The organism is Pseudomonas sp. JL23, from assembly GCF_056933585.1.
The window spans coordinates 122,274-138,369 of record NZ_CM167795.1; the positions used below are offsets into that span (position 1 = coordinate 122,274).

The following is a 16,096-nucleotide window of genomic DNA, read 5'->3' on the forward strand; positions in this document are numbered from 1 at the left end:
CCTTGGAGCGTGCTAACGGGCGTTTTCGCTCAAGAAGATCGGGGCCAACAGCGGCTTCATGCGCTCGCCACCCTGATCCGACAGGTGATTTTCGTCCATGTACTGCGAATAACCGTCGAACTCGGCCCGACAGACACCCGATTGACACAGCAGTGGCGCGGGGTCGAGCACCTGCACCTGCGGGTCCTGCACGCTGAGGCGATGGAACAGCGTAGTGAGAAAATGCTGGCGCTCTTGATGCTCGGCCAAAGGTCGCCCGACGGCCTCGGCAGAGCGCCCGACCATCGCCAGGCTGCTCAGGCGGGCTACGGTGCCCTGGCGTTGCAGCGGCACCTCCTTGAAAATCCACACCCGTGCTCCAGCTGCACGCAGGGCGGCAATCATGCGCGTCAGGTCGCGCGCTACCTGCTGTTCGGCGTCAGGCACGCTGTCGCGGTGATACAGCACATGCTCGCGGTCGCCATCCTCTTCGCCGTAGAGGTACAGGCTCCAGCGCGCAGCGAGGATCACGTCATGAATCTTGTGTTGCTTGACCGCTTCCAGGGTCCGGGCGTTGAAGTCCTGGCACTGGTCGCGGGTTTCGTGGCTCTGGATCGGGGGGCAACCGGACAGGGCCGCCAGCCACACGGCGATGCCATAGCGCCGGGCATCGGCCTGAATGGCGGGCAGCAGCGCGGCGGCATGGCTGTCGCCCCAGACCAGTTGCACGGGCGGGGTGTTTTCATCGCCGCCGAATCGGCAAATTTTGCCCAGGTCCGGACTGTCCTTCTGCAGCAGGCAGCCCATTTGCCCTTGCTGCCAGTCCCGGGCTTCGGCGTATCGCATGGCCTGGCCTGACAGGCGTTCGGGCACGCCATCGACGGAGCGAACCCATTGGCCCGCCAAGCCCAACACCAACAGGCAAACCATACCTGCGCAGAGCATCGAGCGCTGGCTGACGAAAAACTGCTTTTCCCGGAACGGCAGTTCGACGAAGCGCCAGGTCAGGCAGGCGAGGGCCACGCTGAGGGCTATCCAGGCCCAGGCTTCCGTTGGTTGCATGCCGTCGATCGAAATAGCATTGGCATAGACGAAAATCGGCCAGTGCCACAGGTACAGCGAATAGGAAATCAGCCCGACCGCCACCAGCCCGCGAAGGCTGAGAAGGCGGCCAACCACAGTCGCAGCCTGGCCGTTGGCCCAGATCATCGTCGTGGCGCCCAGCACAGGAAATAGCGCCGCCCAGCCGGGGAACAGGGTTTCTCTGTCGAAAAAGAACAGTGCGTACAGCACCGCCAACAGGCCCGCCAGGCTGGCGCTTTCGAACACCCACGGCTTGGGTTTGTGTTGTAGCGGCGGCAACGCGGCCAGCATCGCTCCGCACAGCAGCTCCCAGGCGCGCATCGGCAGCAGAAAAAATGCAGCATCCGGCTGGCGCTTGATCACCCAGACGTTAAGCCCGAACGACACCAGCAACAGCCCGAACAGCAGCCAGCGCCAATGACGCATGTAGCGGCTGAACAACACCAGCAGCAGCGGGAAGAAGATGTAGTACTGCTCTTCCACCGACAGTGACCAAGTGTGCAGCAGTGGTTTGAAGTCTGAGGCAGGGTTGAAATAGCTGTCCTGGCGCATGAACAGGATGTTGGAGATAAACATGGCCTGGTAGCGCACGGCCCGGCCCAGCTGCGAGTAATCGTGGGGCGTGAGCAGCAGCCAGCCCACGGCCAGAGTCGCCAGAATGACCACGCTCAGGGCGGGAATGATGCGCCGCGCCCGGCGCGCCCAGAAGTCGACGAAACTGAAGCGCCCTGCCGCTATCTCGCGACAGATCACGGCGGTGATCAGATAGCCGGAGATGACAAAGAACACGTCGACGCCGACAAAGCCGCCGCTCACCCCGCCCAGGCCGAAATGGAACAGCACCACGGGAATGACTGCCAGAGCCCGCAGGCCGTCGATGTCGCGCCGATTGCCAAAGGTATGCATAGGACTCCCTGTCTCTGCGGCCCGAAAAAATGCAAAAAAATGGTGTCCCTAAGGACACCATTTTTATCGAGCGGTTCAGCCGATTACTTGCGTTTCATCGACAGGAAGAACTCGTCGTTGGTCTTGGTCTGCTTGAGCTTGTCGATCAGGAACTCGATAGCAGCGACCTCGTCCATCGGGTGCAGCAGTTTGCGCAGGATCCACATGCGCTGCAGCTCGTCGTCGGCAGTCAACAACTCTTCGCGGCGAGTGCCGGAGCGGTTGATGTTGATGGCCGGGAAAACGCGCTTCTCGGCGATCTTGCGATCCAGAGGCAGCTCCATGTTGCCGGTACCCTTGAACTCTTCGTAGATCACTTCGTCCATCTTCGAGCCGGTTTCAACCAGCGCGGTGGCGATAATGGTCAGCGAGCCGCCTTCTTCGATGTTACGTGCCGCACCGAAGAAACGCTTTGGTTTTTCCAGGGCGTGGGCATCGACACCACCGGTCAGGACCTTGCCGGAGCTCGGGATGACGGTGTTGTAGGCGCGGGCCAGACGGGTGATGGAGTCAAGCAGGATGACCACGTCTTTTTTGTGCTCGACCAGGCGCTTGGCCTTCTCGATCACCATCTCGGCGACCTGTACGTGCCGGGTTGGCGGCTCGTCGAACGTCGAGGCAACCACTTCGCCGCGCACGGTGCGCTGCATTTCGGTCACTTCTTCCGGGCGTTCATCGATCAGCAGCACGATCAGGTGAACTTCCGGGTTATTGCGCGTGATGTTGGCCGCGATGTTTTGCAGCATGATGGTCTTGCCCGCTTTTGGCGGAGCAACGATCAGGCCGCGCTGGCCCTTGCCGATCGGGGCGCACAGGTCGATGACACGACCGGTGAGGTCTTCGGTGGAACCGTTGCCGGCTTCCATCTTCATACGCACGTTGGGGAACAGTGGCGTGAGGTTTTCAAAGAGGATCTTGTTCTTCGCGTTTTCCGGACGGTCGAAGTTGATCGTGTCGACCTTCAACAGTGCGAAGTAACGCTCGCCTTCCTTCGGAGGGCGGATCTTGCCAACGATGGTGTCGCCCGTACGCAGGTTGAAGCGACGGATCTGGCTTGGCGAGACGTAGATATCGTCAGGGCCGGCCAGATAGGAAGCGTCTGCGGAGCGCAGGAAACCGAAGCCGTCCTGGAGGATCTCCAGCACGCCATCACCGGAAATTTCCTCGCCGCTTTTGGCGTGCTTTTTCAGCAGGGAGAAAATCACATCCTGCTTGCGCGAACGGGCCATATTTTCTATGCCCATCTGTTCGGCCATTTCGAGCAGATCGGTAATCGGCTTTTGCTTGAGTTCAGTCAGATTCATATGGGAATGACGTAATCATGTATGGAGGGAGAAATTAAGCTTTGGGAGCTTAAAGAGGCTGCGCCGCAGAGAAGGCGAAAGGATCGCGAACAAGCATCGAAAGGAGAGCGTCGGCGACGGCTAGCAGGGGGCAGCGGAGAAACCGTTGCGGGGCCGAATTTAACACTTGATTTTCAGGACGTCTAGTGCGAATCCCGAAAAAAACCCCGCTATTTGCGGGGCTTTAGGCATCATCAGATGTTTGCATCCAGGAATGCTTGCAGCTGCGATTTCGACAGGGCGCCGACCTTGGTGGCCGCGACTTCGCCGTCCTTGAACAGCATCAGGGTCGGGATACCACGTACGCCGTGCTTGGCCGGGGTTTCCTGGTTCTCGTCGATGTTCAGCTTGGCGATGGTCAGTTTGCCTTTGTAAGTATCGGCAATATCGTCCAGCACAGGCGCGATCATTTTGCATGGGCCGCACCACTCAGCCCAGTAATCCACCAGCACAGGGCCGGAAGCCTTGAGGACGTCGGCTTCGAAGCTCGCATCGCTAACGTGTTTGATCAGGTCGCTACTCATGAAATTCTCCGAGGTCGTAGGCTAAAAAACGTGCACCATCATAGCGGGCCTCGTCCTGTACAGGAAGCTGATGATCATTGAGCCTTACTATGGCTGCGTTTAAGTGGCCTTATGGCACTGCTCAGCCAGTCGGTGCCGTGAAGACAATACCGGTGCGCAATGCTGCGCCGCGGATATGCTCCTGCATGGCTTTTTGCGCGGGCCCGGCGGCGTGTCGCCCTAGCGAACGGAGGATCTTACGGTGCTCCTGCCAGGTTTCCATGGCCCTGCCGGCGCGGATGAACGGTAGCTTCTGGCTTTCCAGAAAAATGTCCGCACCCGCCGTGATGATCCCGAGAATGGCCTGATTGCCACTGGCGACGAGGATATGCCGGTGGAATTCGAAGTCCAGGCGTGCGGCGGCCTCGAAATCGCTGGCGCGCAACTCCAGGCGCATGGCTTCGACATTGTCTTCCAGGATGTCGTGTTCGTCGGCGGTCAGGGTCACGGCGGCCAGACCGGCAGCAAAGCCTTCCAGAGCGTAGCGCAGCTGAAAAGTGTCGGACGGTGAAGCCTGGGCGGCGAATGGCCAGGAAAAACCACTGCTGCGCTGTTCTGGTTCAGAAAGCGACTGGACGAATACGCCCTTGCCCGGCTGCACGCTGACCAAGCCCAAGGCGCTCAGCGACGACAATGCTTCGCGCAGTGAAGCGCGGCTGACACCCAGCAACAGCGCCAGATCCCGCTGCGAGGGCAGGCTGTCGCCGGGTTGATAGCCTTGCTCGACAATCAATTTACGGATCGCCCGGAAGGCTGTTTCAGGTACTGCAATCGGATTCTGAGGCATAACTGTTCAGGCTGGTCAGTCCGGGAAAACCTCCTTTTATAGACATCCGAACAATCCGGCAAGTGACGCCCAAGCGTGGCGCGCCGCGGCTTTTCGGCGCTCCAAGGCGGTGCATTATTGGTATGACTGGTCTGACCTGTAGGAGCTGCCGAAGGCTGCGATGGCGCGCGTAGCATGCCTGTTGTATGGCTTTCGTGACCGCCTTGCGGGCCTGATCGCAGCCTTCGGCAGCTCTATACGGAAAACAGATCATGGCAAAAGCCCATGAATGGCATGGGCTGTGCACTGCACTGGATATCGCAACGAACCCTCTTTCGCATGAACCGGAGATTTCCTATGACCAAGCGTTACAGCGCCCTGCTCTCTGCTCTGTTTGCCAGCCTGATGCTCAGCCAGGCACCTGCCCACGCCAATGGCCTGGACGACATCACGGCGCGTGGCACCTTGAAGGTCGCGGTGCCTCAGGATTTCCCGCCGTTCGGTTCGGTCGGCCCGGACATGAAGCCCCGCGGTCTGGATATCGATACGGCACAGCTGCTGGCTGACCAGCTCAAGGTCAAGCTGGAACTGACGCCGGTCAACAGCACCAACCGCATCCCTTACCTGACCACCGGCAAGGTCGATCTGGTCATCTCCAGCCTGGGCAAGAACCCGGATCGCGAGAAGGTCATCGACTTCTCCCGCGCCTACGCGCCGTTCTACCTGGCGGTGTTTGGCCCGCCTGAAGCGGCCATCGCCAATGTGGACGACCTCAAAGGAAAAACCATCAGCGTGACCCGTGGCGCCATCGAAGATATCGAGTTGACCGCCGTCGCGCCGAAAGAAGCCACCATCAAGCGCTTCGAAGACAACAACTCCACCATCGCCGCTTACCTGGCGAACCAGACCGACCTGATCGCCAGCGGCAACGTGGTCATGGTTGCGATCAGCGAGAAGAACCCCAAGCGTATCCCGGCGTTGAAAGTGAAACTCAAGGATTCGCCGGTCTACGTCGGTGTGAACAAGGGCCAGCCTGAGCTGCTCGCCAAGGTCAACGAGATTCTCAACGCGGCCAAGGCTGACGGCGCGCTGGAGAAGAACTCCCAGACCTGGCTCAAGCAACCTCTGCCAGCCGATCTTTGATCGCCCAGCTCTGATCACCGCGTCCGGGAACTGCCAATGGCTTATCACTTCGACTTTCTACCGGTCCTGCAAAACACCGATCTGTTATTGCGCGGGGCCTTGTTCACGCTGGAGCTGACGGCCATCGGTACGGTGCTCGGGGTTGCCCTGGGCATCGTCGGCGCCATCGTCAGGGCCTGGAAGATTCAGCCGTTCTCGGCGATTTTCGGGGTCTATGTCGAACTGATCCGCAACACGCCGTTCCTGGTGCAACTGTTCTTCATTTTCTTCGGCCTGCCGTCGTTGGGTGTACAGATCTCCGGATGGCAGGCGGCCGTGCTGGCCATGGTGGTCAACCTGGGGGCCTATTCGACGGAGATTATTCGCGCCGGTATCCAGGCCATCCCCCGCGGTCAGCTGGAAGCGGCAGCAGCCCTGGCAATGAACCGCTTCGAAGCGTTCCGTTACGTGGTGCTGATTCCGGCTCTGGGCAAGGTCTGGCCGGCGTTGAGCAGCCAGATCATTATTGTCATGCTTGGCTCGGCGGTGTGCTCGCAGATTGCCACTGAGGAGTTGAGCTTCTTTGCCAACTTCATCCAGTCGCGCAACTTCCGCGCCTTCGAAACCTACATCATTACCACGCTGATCTATCTGTGCATGGCGTTGTTGATCCGCCAGTTGCTGGCCTGGATCGGGCGTCGCTACATATCGAGGAAAGGCTGATGGATTTCACCCTTTGGGATGTGGTGCGCAACCTGCTCACAGGCCTGCAATGGACCCTGGCGCTGTCCCTGGTCGCGTTTATCGGCGGCGGGCTGATCGGTCTTGCCGTGATGACCGCGCGCATTTCTGAAAGAAAACTGCCACGACGTCTGGCGCGGGTGTATATCGAATTGTTCCAGGGCACGCCGCTGCTGATGCAGTTGTTTCTGGTGTTCTTCGGCGTGGCGCTGATCGGTGTCGATATTTCGCCTTGGGTCGCTGCGGCTTTGGCGTTGACGCTGTTCACCAGTGCCTATCTGGCGGAGATCTGGCGCGGTTGCGTCGAGTCCATCGCCAATGGCCAGTGGGAAGCCTCGGCCAGCCTGGCCCTGACGCCCTTCGAACAGTTGCGCTATGTGATCCTGCCTCAGGCCCTGCGTATTGCGGTGGCGCCGACGGTCGGCTTCTCGGTGCAAGTGGTCAAGGGTACGGCGGTGACCTCAATCATCGGCTTCACCGAACTGACCAAGACCGGCAGCATGCTGGCCAACGCCACCTTTCAGCCTTTCATGGTCTATGGCTTCGTTGCCCTGGGCTATTTCCTGCTTTGCTACCCCTTGTCGCTCAGTGCCCGCTACCTGGAAAGGAGACTGCATGCCTCTGCTTAGAATTTCCGCCCTGCATAAATACTACGGCGATCACCACGTTCTCAAAGGCATCGACCTCTCGGTCGAGGAAGGCCAGGTCGTGGCCATCATCGGCCGCAGCGGCTCGGGCAAAAGCACCCTGCTGCGCACACTGAACGGCCTGGAGTCGATCAACGACGGCGTCATCGAAGTCGATGGCGAATATCTGGACGCCGCCCGCGCTGATCTGCGCTCGCTCAGGCAGAAGGTCGGCATGGTGTTCCAGCAGTTCAACCTGTTTCCGCACTTGAGCGTCGGCGAGAATGTGATGCTGGCCCCGCAGGTGGTGCAAAAGGTTTCCCGGCCTGATGCGGCGAAGCTGGCCAGGCGCATGCTTGAGCGGGTCGGCCTGAGCGAGAAATTCGATGCCTTCCCGGACCGACTGTCCGGCGGCCAGCAACAGCGCGTGGCGATTGCCCGGGCGCTGGCCATGTCGCCCAAGGTGCTGCTATGCGACGAAATAACCTCGGCCCTCGACCCTGAGCTGGTCAATGAAGTGCTTAGCGTCGTGCGGCAATTGGCCGCCGATGGCATGACCCTGATCATGGTCACCCACGAGATGCGTTTTGCCCGCGAAGTCGGCGACAAACTGGTGTTCATGCATCAGGGCAAGGTGCATGAGGTCGGTGATCCGAAAGAGTTGATGGCCAATCCGGGGACCCCGGAGCTGGCAAATTTCATCGGTTCCACCGAGCAATAACCCTTCGCCCTGGAGCCGCTGACGCGCTTCGCGTTGGCGGCAGGCATGGATCATGGCAGGATGGCGCGGTTATCGACCGAGATTTGCTGACTATGCCGAATTCCACCGCCAAGAATCTTTCCCTGATTGCCGCTATCGACTTGGGCTCGAACAGCTTCCATATGGTTGTTGCCAAAGCCAATCTCGGGGAAATCCGCATTTTGGAGCGCCTTGGCGAGAAGGTTCAGCTGGCGGCGGGCATCGATGACGAGCGTCGCCTCAGCGAAGAGTCCATGCAGCGCGGCCTGGACTGCCTCAAGCGCTTTGCCCAACTGATCAACGGTATGCCCCTGGGCGCCGTGCGTATCGTCGGTACCAATGCCCTGCGTGAAGCCCGTAACCGTGGCGAGTTCATCCGCCGTGCCGAAGAAATCCTCGGCCACCCCGTCGAAGTCATTTCCGGCCGCGAAGAAGCCCGCCTGATCTACCTCGGCGTGTCCCATACCCTGGCCGATACCCCTGGCAAACGCCTGGTGGCCGATATCGGCGGCGGCAGCACCGAATTCATCATTGGCCAGCGCTTCGAGCCGTTGCTGCGCGAGAGCCTGCAAATGGGCTGCGTCAGCTTTACTCAGCGCTATTTCAAGGACGGCAAGATCACTCCTGCCCGCTATGCCCAGGCCTACACGGCGGCGCGCCTTGAGATCATGAGTATCGAGCACGCGCTGCATCGCCTGAAATGGGATGAAGCGATCGGTTCCTCGGGCACCATCCGCGCCATCGGCCTGGCCCTCAAGGCTAACGGTCATGGTTCCGGCGAGGTCAACGCCGAAGGCCTGGCCTGGCTCAAGCGCAAGGTGTTCAAGCTGGGCGACGTCGACAAGATCGACTTCGACGGCATCAAGCCTGACCGCCGTTCGATCTTCCCGGCGGGCCTGGCGATTCTCGAAGCGATCTTCGATGCCCTGGAACTGCAGCGCATGGATCATTGCGAAGGTGCCCTGCGTGAAGGCGTGCTCTACGACCTGCTGGGTCGCCATCATCACGAAGACGTGCGTGAGCGCACCCTGACTTCGCTGATGGAGCGTTATCACGTCGATATGGAACAGGCCGCCCGCGTCGAGCGCAAGGCGCTGCTGGCGCTGGAGCAGGTCGCCGGTGCCTGGGATCTGGAAGACGATCTGTATCGCGAGCTATTGAGCTGGGCCGCGAAGGTGCACGAAGTAGGTCTGGATATCGCCCACTATCACTACCACAAGCACGGCGCCTACCTGATCGAGCACTCAGACCTGGCCGGCTTCTCCCGCGAAGACCAGCAAATGCTGGCCCTGCTGGTGCGTGGCCACCGGCGCAATATTCCCAAGGACAAGTTTGCCGAGTTCGGCGATGAAGGCATCAAGCTGATTCGCCTGTGCGTGCTGCTGCGCTTCGCCATCCTGTTCCACCACATCCGTGGCACCCAGGAAATGCCCCAGCCGGTATTGAACGCCAACGACAATCAGCTGGACATTCAATTTCCGGATGGCTGGCTGGAAAACAACCAGCTGACTCAGGCCGACTTCGCGCTGGAAGCGGAGTGGCTGACCCGAGTCGGCATCGTCCTTACTGTACGCTGAGGACGGGGATGCTCAGGCGCTCCAGGAGAGTGGCCTGGGCACTGCGCGGGTTCTGGTTGCCGGTCGGCGTGCTACGGGTGTAGCGGCCGTCTGAGTGCAGAATCCAGCTGTGGGTGTTGTCCGTCAGATAACTTTCCAGTTCCTTCTTGACCCGCAGAATCAGTTTCTTGCCCTCGACCGGGAAGCAAGTCTCGACGCGCTTGTCGAGGTTGCGCTCCATCCAGTCGGCACTGGACAGGAACATTTGCTCCTCGCCGCCGTTGAGGAAGTAAAACACCCGGGTGTGCTCCAGGAAGCGACCGATGATCGAGCGCACATGGATATTGTGCGAAACCCCGGCGATGCCCGGACGCAGGCAGCACATGCCGCGCACCACCAGATCGATACGCACGCCCGACTGGCTGGCCTTGTACAGCGCACGAATGATCTTCGGATCGGTCAGCGAGTTGAACTTGGCGATGATGTGGGCCGGTTTGCCTTCGAGAGCGAACTGGGTCTCCCGGGCGATCATATCGAGCATGCCTTTCTTCAGCGTGAAGGGCGCGTGCAGCAGCTTCTTCATGCGCAGGGTCTTGCCCATGCCGATCAGCTGGGTGAACAGCTTGCCCAGGTCTTCGCACAGGGCGTCGTCCGAGGTCAGCAGGCTGTAGTCGGTGTACAGACGGGCGTTGCCGGCGTGGTAGTTACCCGTGCCCAAGTGCGCATAACGAACGATCTCACCGGCCTCGCGGCGCAGGATCAGCATCATCTTGGCGTGGGTTTTGAAGCCCACCACACCGTAGATCACCACCGCACCCGCTGCCTGCAGGCGGCTGGCCAGTTGCAGGTTGGATTCTTCATCGAAACGCGCGCGCAGCTCGATGACCGCAGTGACTTCCTTACCGTTGCGCGCGGCATCGACCAGAGCGTCGACGATTTCCGAGTTGGCGCCGCTGCGATACAGGGTCTGGCGCACAGCCAGAACGTGCGGGTCTTTGGCCGCCTGGCGCAGCAGGTCGACCACCGGGGTGAACGATTCAAACGGATGCAGCAGCAGAATGTCCTGCTTCTTGATCACGTTGAAAATGTTGTCGCTGTTCTGCAACAGCTTGGGGATTGCTGGAGTGAACGGCGGATATTGCAGTTCCGGGTGGCTGTCCAGGCCAGTGATGCTGAACAGGCGAGTCAGGTTGACCGGGCCGTTGACCTGATACAGCTCGGTTTCGGACAGGTTGAACTGCTTGAGCAGGTAGTCCGACAGCTGTTTGGGACAGGTATCGGCCACTTCCAGGCGCACTGCGTCGCCGTAACGCCGCGAGAACAGCTCGCCGCGCAGGGCGCGGGCCAAGTCTTCAACGTCTTCGGAGTCCAGTGCCAGGTCGGCGTTACGGGTCAGGCGGAACTGATAGCAGCCCTTGACCTTCATGCCCTGGAACAGATCATCGGCGTGGGCGTGGATCATCGACGACAGGAACACATAGTTGTCGCCAGGGCCGCCTACGTCTTCCGGCACCTTGATGATGCGCGGCAGCAGGCGCGGGGCCGGGATGATCGCCAGACCCGAGTCGCGACCGAAGGCGTCGATGCCTTCCAGTTCGACGATGAAGTTCAGGCTCTTGTTCACCAGCAATGGGAACGGGTGCGTCGGGTCGAGGCCGATCGGGGTGATGATCGGCGCAATTTCGTCGCGGAAGTAGCGGCGCACCCAGGTTTTGATCTTCACCGTCCAGCTGCGGCGACGGATGAAGCGAATCTGATGCTTCTCCAGCTCAGGCAGGAGAATGTCATTGAGAATGGCGTATTGGCGGTCCACATGGCCGTGGACCAGTTCGCTGATGCGGGCCAGCGCCTGATGCGGCTGCAGGCCGTCGGCACCCGCCTGTTCGCGGGCGAAGGTGATCTGCTTCTTGAGACCGGCGACACGAATTTCGAAGAACTCATCCAGGTTGCTGGAGAAGATCAGCAGGAACTTCAAGCGTTCCAGCAGCGGATACGACTCGTCCAGCGCCTGTTCCAACACGCGAATGTTGAATTGCAGCTGGGACAGCTCACGATGGATGTAGAGGCTGCTGTCGTCGATATTGAGGCTGACGACGGCCGGAGCGGCCACAACGGGCGGCTCGATGGCCGGGATGACCTCAATGCTTGGCTCGACCACTGGCAAAGCTTCCTGAGCGTCGACTTCGACTTTTGCTTCGACAGCGGCCTGGGTGAGTCCTTCGGTATTCATGAATAATCCTGAGGGTAATTACCCTTTTAACAGTTGGGCAGCGCGGACGGCAAAGTAAGTCAGAATGCCATCAGCTCCTGCGCGTTTGAAAGCGGTAAGGGATTCGAGAATCACCCCTTCGCTCAGCCAGCCGTTCTGGATCGCGGCCATGTGCATCGCGTACTCGCCACTGACCTGATAGACAAAAGTCGGCACCTTGAATTCATCCTTGACCCTGAAAAGGATGTCCAGGTAAGGCATGCCCGGCTTGACCATGACCATGTCGGCGCCTTCGGCCAGGTCCGCCGCCACTTCATGCAGGGCTTCATTGCTGTTGCCCGGATCCATCTGATAAGAGGCCTTGTTGGCCTTGCCCAGATTCAATGCCGAGCCCACTGCATCGCGGAACGGGCCGTAGTAGGCGCTGGCGTACTTTGCCGAGTAGGCCATGATCCGCACGTTGACGTGACCGGCGTGCTCCAGGGCTTCACGGATGGCCTGGATGCGACCGTCCATCATGTCCGAGGGGGCAACGACCTGGGCACCGGCTTCAGCATGGGACAGTGCCTGCTTGACCAGGGCTTCGACGGTGATGTCGTTCTGCACATAGCCGCTGTCGTCGAGGATGCCGTCCTGACCGTGAGTGGTGAAGGGGTCGAGGGCGACGTCGGTGATAACGCCCAGCTCAGGGAAACGCTCACGCAGGGCGCGGGTGGCGCGCTGGGCGATGCCGTCCGGGTTCCAGGCTTCGGCGCCGTCCAGGGATTTCTTTTCCACAGGGGTGACCGGGAACAGGGCCAGTGCCGGAATACCCAGGGCAACCCAGGCTTCAGCTTCCTTGAGCAGCAGATCGATACTCAGGCGTTCGACACCCGGCATCGAGGCAATGCTTTCGCGCTGGTTTTCACCATCGAGTACAAAAACGGGAAGAATCAGGTCGTCGACGGTCAGAACATTCTCACGGACCAGTCGGCGGGAAAAATCGTCGCGACGGTTACGACGCAGGCGAGTGAGAGGAAACAGGCGGTTTGCGGGGGTAAAGCTCACGGCGAGACTCCTGAGCCCGCATACGCGGGCAAGCGCGACAGTTATAAGCCGCCATTATGACTAATGTGTAACAGTCTGACTCAGGCTGCGACTCGAGGCCGCAGCTGTGCGGTTCAGACGGGTATCACAGGGCCTGTAAACATAATGTTCAGAGGCTGTCGCCATTGTCTTCGTCACAAACTTTAACGTCGAGACACATCTCCACACTTTCCTCAATGACACTGGCGGGTTAGGCTGCGCGTTCATTTCGCCAGCACCCAGAAAATGCTCCAACATTTCTTGCAGGAATTTGGTTACTTTGCCCTCTTTCTCGGCACCTTCTTTGAAGGCGAGACCATTTTGGTTCTTGCCGGATTCCTTGCGTTCCGGGGTTACATGGATATCTATGTGGTCGTGGTCGTGGCTTTCTTCGGGAGCTATGCCGGTGACCAACTCTGGTATTTCATGGGGCGCAGACATGGCCGCAAACTGCTCGCGCGCAAGCCGCGCTGGCAACTCATGGGCGATCGGGCGCTGGAGCATATCCGCAAGCACCCGGATATCTGGGTCCTGAGCTTCCGCTTCGTTTATGGCCTGCGCACGGTAATGCCCGTGGCTATCGGTCTGTCCGGCTATCCGCCGGGGCGCTATTTGCTGCTCAACGGCATCGGTGCAGCGATCTGGGCGGCGGCACTGGCGGCGGCGGCCTATCACTTTGGCGCCGTGCTGGAAGGCCTGCTGGGCAACGTCAAGAAATACGAGCTGTGGGTCCTGGGCGGCCTGCTGCTGCTCGGTCTTGCCCTGTGGCTGCGTCGGCGTATCAAGAATGCCCGTGCGGCGCGTATCAAGGCTGCAGAAGCCGCAGAGGCCAGCGCGCAGCCGATTGCGGTACAGGTGTCGGTCGATATCAAGAAGTCGGCTGACGAGTGAGCTGTATTGCCAGGCATTTTTTGTGGGACCGGCTTTAGCCGGGAAGAGGACACGGCAGGCGATAGAAATCTATCGATCCTGTCGGCGCCTTCCCGGCTAAAGCCGGTCCCACATTGTCAGATCGCTGGAAACTCTCGCGCCAGCCGCGTCAGAATCCGGTCCAGAGCATTGGCAAACGCCTGCCTTTCCCTCTCGCCATAAGGCCCCTGACCTCCTCCCATCTGGCCCTGCTCGCGCAAATCGGTAAACAGATTGCGCACCGCCAGGCGCTCGCCCATGTTCTGCGGGTCGAACTCCTTGCCGCGAGGGTCAAGAGCAGCCACGCCTTTCTTGATCAGGCGATCCGCCAACGGCACATCACTGCAAATCACCAGCTCGCCGGGCACCGCCTGTTCGACCAGATAGTCGTCGGCTGCATCGGGTCCTGCCGGGACCACTATCAGTTTCACGCAACTGAAGGCCGGCTTGATCTGGGCCTGACCAGCTACCAGCACCACCTCGAATTTGCGCTTGAGGGCAAATTTGACCACCTGGTCCTTGGCGGCTTTGGGGCAGGCGTCGGCATCGATCCAGACGCGCAGGCTCATGCCTCGCGCCCGAACAGGGAGGGCGCCAGGATCAGGCCGGTTGGTAAGCGCACGCTCAGTGACATTGGAGGCTCGGTCAGGGTTGTCTAAAGCCTGCATTGTCGATGCGCAAGGCGGTTTCGCTCAAGGCAGATATGAATATTTATTACCCGCAAAGCGGGCGCAAAAGGTTCAATACCGCTCGTCGAAAGGGCTGTGATCCCATTCACATGCTGGCAAATGGGGTTAAAAAGGCCATTGTTTTCACGTTATGGCTGTTTATAATCCCCGCCTTCCTGCAAACGCTGCGACTGTTCTGCTTCGCGGGAAATTCGACCCGGAACCCATTACCGGGGCAAATGGACTTGCATGATGGCCTCTCAATCGGCGCGTCATGACTCTCTCTAAGGATTGAACGCACCATGTCCTCTCGTGTCCTGACCGCGGCTGCTCTGATCGTTTCCCTGCAGTTGGCCGGCTGTTCCGCGTTCCGCAGTTACGACACCGAGCTGAAGGAGACCAACCAGCAATTGTCCGGCGGCAACGTCGACGGCGCCCTGCTGACTCTGGAAAAGAACAACACCGGCGCCGACAAGGACCTTCTTTATTACTTCGAGAAAGGCGAGATCCTGCGCGCCAAGGGCGACCTGACCGGCAGCCAGACTGCCTGGCGCTCGGCTGATGACGTGGTGTTCAAGTGGGAAGAGTCGGTCAAATTCGATACCGACAAGTACGTAGCCCAGTTTGGTAGCTATCTGGTCAACGACAAGGTCCGTCGTTACGAAGGCTATGACTACGAGAAAGTCATGTTGACCACGCAGATGGCCCTGAACCTGCTGGCCCAGAACGATTTCGACGGTGCCCGTACCGAGATCAAGAAGACTCACGAGCGTGAGGCCGTGATCGCCGATCTGCGCGACAAGGAATACCTTAAGAGTGAAGACGAGGCCCGTGAAAAGGGTGTGACCACCCAGTTCAAGGACCTCAAGGGTTATCCGGTCGCCTCTCTCGATGCTCCGGAAGTCGTTGGCCTGAAAAACAGCTATCAGAGTGCGTTCAGCCACTACCTGTCCGGCTTCGTCTATGAAGCCCTTGGTGAAAAAGACCTCGCCGCACCGGGCTATCGTCAGGCCGCCGAGCTGCGTCCTAACACCCCTCTGCTCGACCAGGCCCTGCTGAACCTGGACGACGGCGGCAGCAAAGTGCCCGCCAGCAAGGGCGGCAAGGGTAAAAAAGGCAGCAAGGAGAGCAAGTCCGTCGTTGAGGCCGCGCCAAGCACGGAAGGCACCAGTGACGTGCTGATCGTGGTGCAGAGCGGCTTTGCTCCGGCCCGTGACTCGGTGCGTATTCCGCTGCCGCTGCCAATCGCCAATAACATTGTGATCACCGCTCTGTCGTTCCCGGTGATCAAGCCCGATACATCGACCCAGCGCTTCTCGCAAATTGTCGTCAACGGCGCGCCGGTTGACCTGACCCTGCTCAACAGCACCACGGACATGTCGCGTCGCGCCCTGCGTGACGACATGCCAGGCATCATCGTGCGTACCACCGTGCGTGCGATCAGCCGTGGCGTGGCGCAGAAGCAGCTCAATGACGTCAACCCGCTCGCGGGCCTGGCCATGGGCATCACCTCGGCCATCGTCGAAGGCGCCGATACCCGTACCTGGCGCACCCTGCCGGACACCACCCAGGTCGTACGCCTGCGGCTGAAGCCAGGCGAGCACGACGTTGTGCTGCCGTCCGTCACCGGCGGCACCCACGTCAAGGTCAAGATCGACCGCCCTTATCAGGTCGTGGCCCTGCGTGCCGTCAGCAATCAGGTGTATGCCGATGGTCTGATGGCCCAGGTCGTGCCATCGACCCTGCCGCAAGCCGTGGCTACCAAACAACCTTGAACGGAGA

Annotated in this window: 14 protein-coding genes; 7 read left to right on the top strand and 7 right to left on the bottom strand. The window is 60.1% G+C overall.

Annotated elements, in window-relative coordinates:
* Positions 1–12: 12 nt before the first annotated feature.
* From AC1Z24_RS00595 to AC1Z24_RS00610, 4 genes are all read right to left on the bottom strand, one after another.
* Entirely contained in the window at positions 13–1,968 is a 1,956-nt protein-coding gene (locus tag AC1Z24_RS00595; protein ID WP_483744171.1) for an acyltransferase family protein, read from the bottom strand.
* An 83-nt stretch (positions 1,969–2,051) separates the two neighbouring features.
* Positions 2,052–3,311 (bottom strand): transcription termination factor Rho, encoded by a 1,260-nt coding sequence (rho, locus tag AC1Z24_RS00600; RefSeq protein WP_259101221.1) that lies wholly within the window; start codon positions 3,309–3,311, stop codon positions 2,052–2,054.
* A 233-nt stretch (positions 3,312–3,544) separates the two neighbouring features.
* Entirely contained in the window at positions 3,545–3,874 is a 330-nt protein-coding gene (trxA, locus tag AC1Z24_RS00605) for a thioredoxin TrxA (RefSeq protein WP_483744172.1), read from the bottom strand.
* 121 nt (positions 3,875–3,995) lie between these two features.
* Positions 3,996–4,700 (bottom strand): FadR/GntR family transcriptional regulator, encoded by a 705-nt coding sequence (locus AC1Z24_RS00610; RefSeq protein ID WP_483744173.1) that lies wholly within the window; start codon positions 4,698–4,700, stop codon positions 3,996–3,998.
* Positions 4,701–5,036: 336 nt separating this feature from the next.
* On the opposite strand from AC1Z24_RS00610, the gene AC1Z24_RS00615 reads away from it, so the two are divergent.
* The 5 genes from AC1Z24_RS00615 to ppx all read left to right on the top strand — a co-directional run bounded on the left by AC1Z24_RS00615 (position 5,037) and on the right by ppx (position 9,484).
* Complete coding sequence (locus tag AC1Z24_RS00615) at positions 5,037–5,822, top strand: transporter substrate-binding domain-containing protein (protein WP_483744174.1); 786 nt, start codon at positions 5,037–5,039, stop codon at positions 5,820–5,822.
* A gap of 36 nt (positions 5,823–5,858) precedes the next feature.
* Complete coding sequence (locus tag AC1Z24_RS00620; RefSeq protein WP_483744175.1) at positions 5,859–6,524, top strand: amino acid ABC transporter permease; 666 nt, start codon at positions 5,859–5,861, stop codon at positions 6,522–6,524.
* Entirely contained in the window at positions 6,521–7,171 is a 651-nt protein-coding gene (locus AC1Z24_RS00625) for an amino acid ABC transporter permease (RefSeq protein WP_483746494.1), read from the top strand. The genes AC1Z24_RS00620 and AC1Z24_RS00625 overlap by 4 nt, the downstream gene beginning before the upstream one ends.
* Entirely contained in the window at positions 7,158–7,889 is a 732-nt protein-coding gene (locus tag AC1Z24_RS00630; RefSeq protein WP_483744176.1) for an amino acid ABC transporter ATP-binding protein, read from the top strand. The genes AC1Z24_RS00625 and AC1Z24_RS00630 overlap by 14 nt, the downstream gene beginning before the upstream one ends.
* Before the next feature lie 92 nt (positions 7,890–7,981).
* Positions 7,982–9,484 (top strand): exopolyphosphatase, encoded by a 1,503-nt coding sequence (ppx, locus tag AC1Z24_RS00635; RefSeq protein WP_483744177.1) that lies wholly within the window; start codon positions 7,982–7,984, stop codon positions 9,482–9,484.
* On the opposite strand, the gene ppk1 is transcribed toward ppx, so the two are convergent.
* A complete protein-coding gene (gene ppk1 / locus AC1Z24_RS00640; protein ID WP_259101234.1) occupies positions 9,471–11,693 on the bottom strand; it encodes a polyphosphate kinase 1 in 2,223 nt (740 codons plus the stop codon). The two genes, ppx and ppk1, sit on opposite strands and share 14 nt — an antisense overlap.
* 18 nt (positions 11,694–11,711) lie before the next feature.
* Entirely contained in the window at positions 11,712–12,719 is a 1,008-nt protein-coding gene (hemB, locus tag AC1Z24_RS00645) for a porphobilinogen synthase (protein ID WP_259101236.1), read from the bottom strand.
* Between the two features lie 264 nt (positions 12,720–12,983).
* On the opposite strand from hemB, the gene AC1Z24_RS00650 reads away from it, so the two are divergent.
* A complete protein-coding gene (locus tag AC1Z24_RS00650; protein ID WP_483744178.1) occupies positions 12,984–13,628 on the top strand; it encodes a DedA family protein in 645 nt (214 codons plus the stop codon).
* 116 nt (positions 13,629–13,744) lie between these two features.
* Here AC1Z24_RS00650 and AC1Z24_RS00655 read toward each other — a convergent pair whose 3' ends face one another.
* Complete coding sequence (locus AC1Z24_RS00655) at positions 13,745–14,209, bottom strand: YaiI/YqxD family protein (protein WP_483746495.1); 465 nt, start codon at positions 14,207–14,209, stop codon at positions 13,745–13,747.
* A 407-nt stretch (positions 14,210–14,616) separates the two neighbouring features.
* On the opposite strand from AC1Z24_RS00655, the gene AC1Z24_RS00660 reads away from it, so the two are divergent.
* On the top strand, positions 14,617–16,089 hold the full coding sequence (locus AC1Z24_RS00660; protein ID WP_483744179.1) for a COG3014 family protein: 1,473 nt from the start codon (positions 14,617–14,619) through the stop codon (positions 16,087–16,089).
* Positions 16,090–16,096: the final 7 nt, after the last annotated feature.

Excerpts from the sequence above, each read along its gene's own strand:
- AC1Z24_RS00660 (WP_483744179.1), top strand. The coding sequence starts at position 14,617 with ATGTCCTCTCGTGTCCTGACCGCGGCTGCTCTGATCGTTTCCCTGCAG.
- AC1Z24_RS00615 (WP_483744174.1), top strand. The coding sequence starts at position 5,037 with ATGACCAAGCGTTACAGCGCCCTGCTCTCTGCTCTGTTTGCCAGCCTG.
- AC1Z24_RS00595 (WP_483744171.1), bottom strand. The coding sequence starts at position 1,968 with ATGCATACCTTTGGCAATCGGCGCGACATCGACGGCCTGCGGGCTCTG.
- AC1Z24_RS00620 (WP_483744175.1), top strand. The coding sequence starts at position 5,859 with ATGGCTTATCACTTCGACTTTCTACCGGTCCTGCAAAACACCGATCTG.
- rho (WP_259101221.1), bottom strand. The coding sequence starts at position 3,311 with ATGAATCTGACTGAACTCAAGCAAAAGCCGATTACCGATCTGCTCGAA.
- AC1Z24_RS00650 (WP_483744178.1), top strand. The coding sequence starts at position 12,984 with ATGCTCCAACATTTCTTGCAGGAATTTGGTTACTTTGCCCTCTTTCTC.
- AC1Z24_RS00630 (WP_483744176.1), top strand. The coding sequence starts at position 7,158 with ATGCCTCTGCTTAGAATTTCCGCCCTGCATAAATACTACGGCGATCAC.
- trxA (WP_483744172.1), bottom strand. The coding sequence starts at position 3,874 with ATGAGTAGCGACCTGATCAAACACGTTAGCGATGCGAGCTTCGAAGCC.
- AC1Z24_RS00610 (WP_483744173.1), bottom strand. The coding sequence starts at position 4,700 with ATGCCTCAGAATCCGATTGCAGTACCTGAAACAGCCTTCCGGGCGATC.
- ppk1 (WP_259101234.1), bottom strand. The coding sequence starts at position 11,693 with ATGAATACCGAAGGACTCACCCAGGCCGCTGTCGAAGCAAAAGTCGAA.
- ppx (WP_483744177.1), top strand. The coding sequence starts at position 7,982 with ATGCCGAATTCCACCGCCAAGAATCTTTCCCTGATTGCCGCTATCGAC.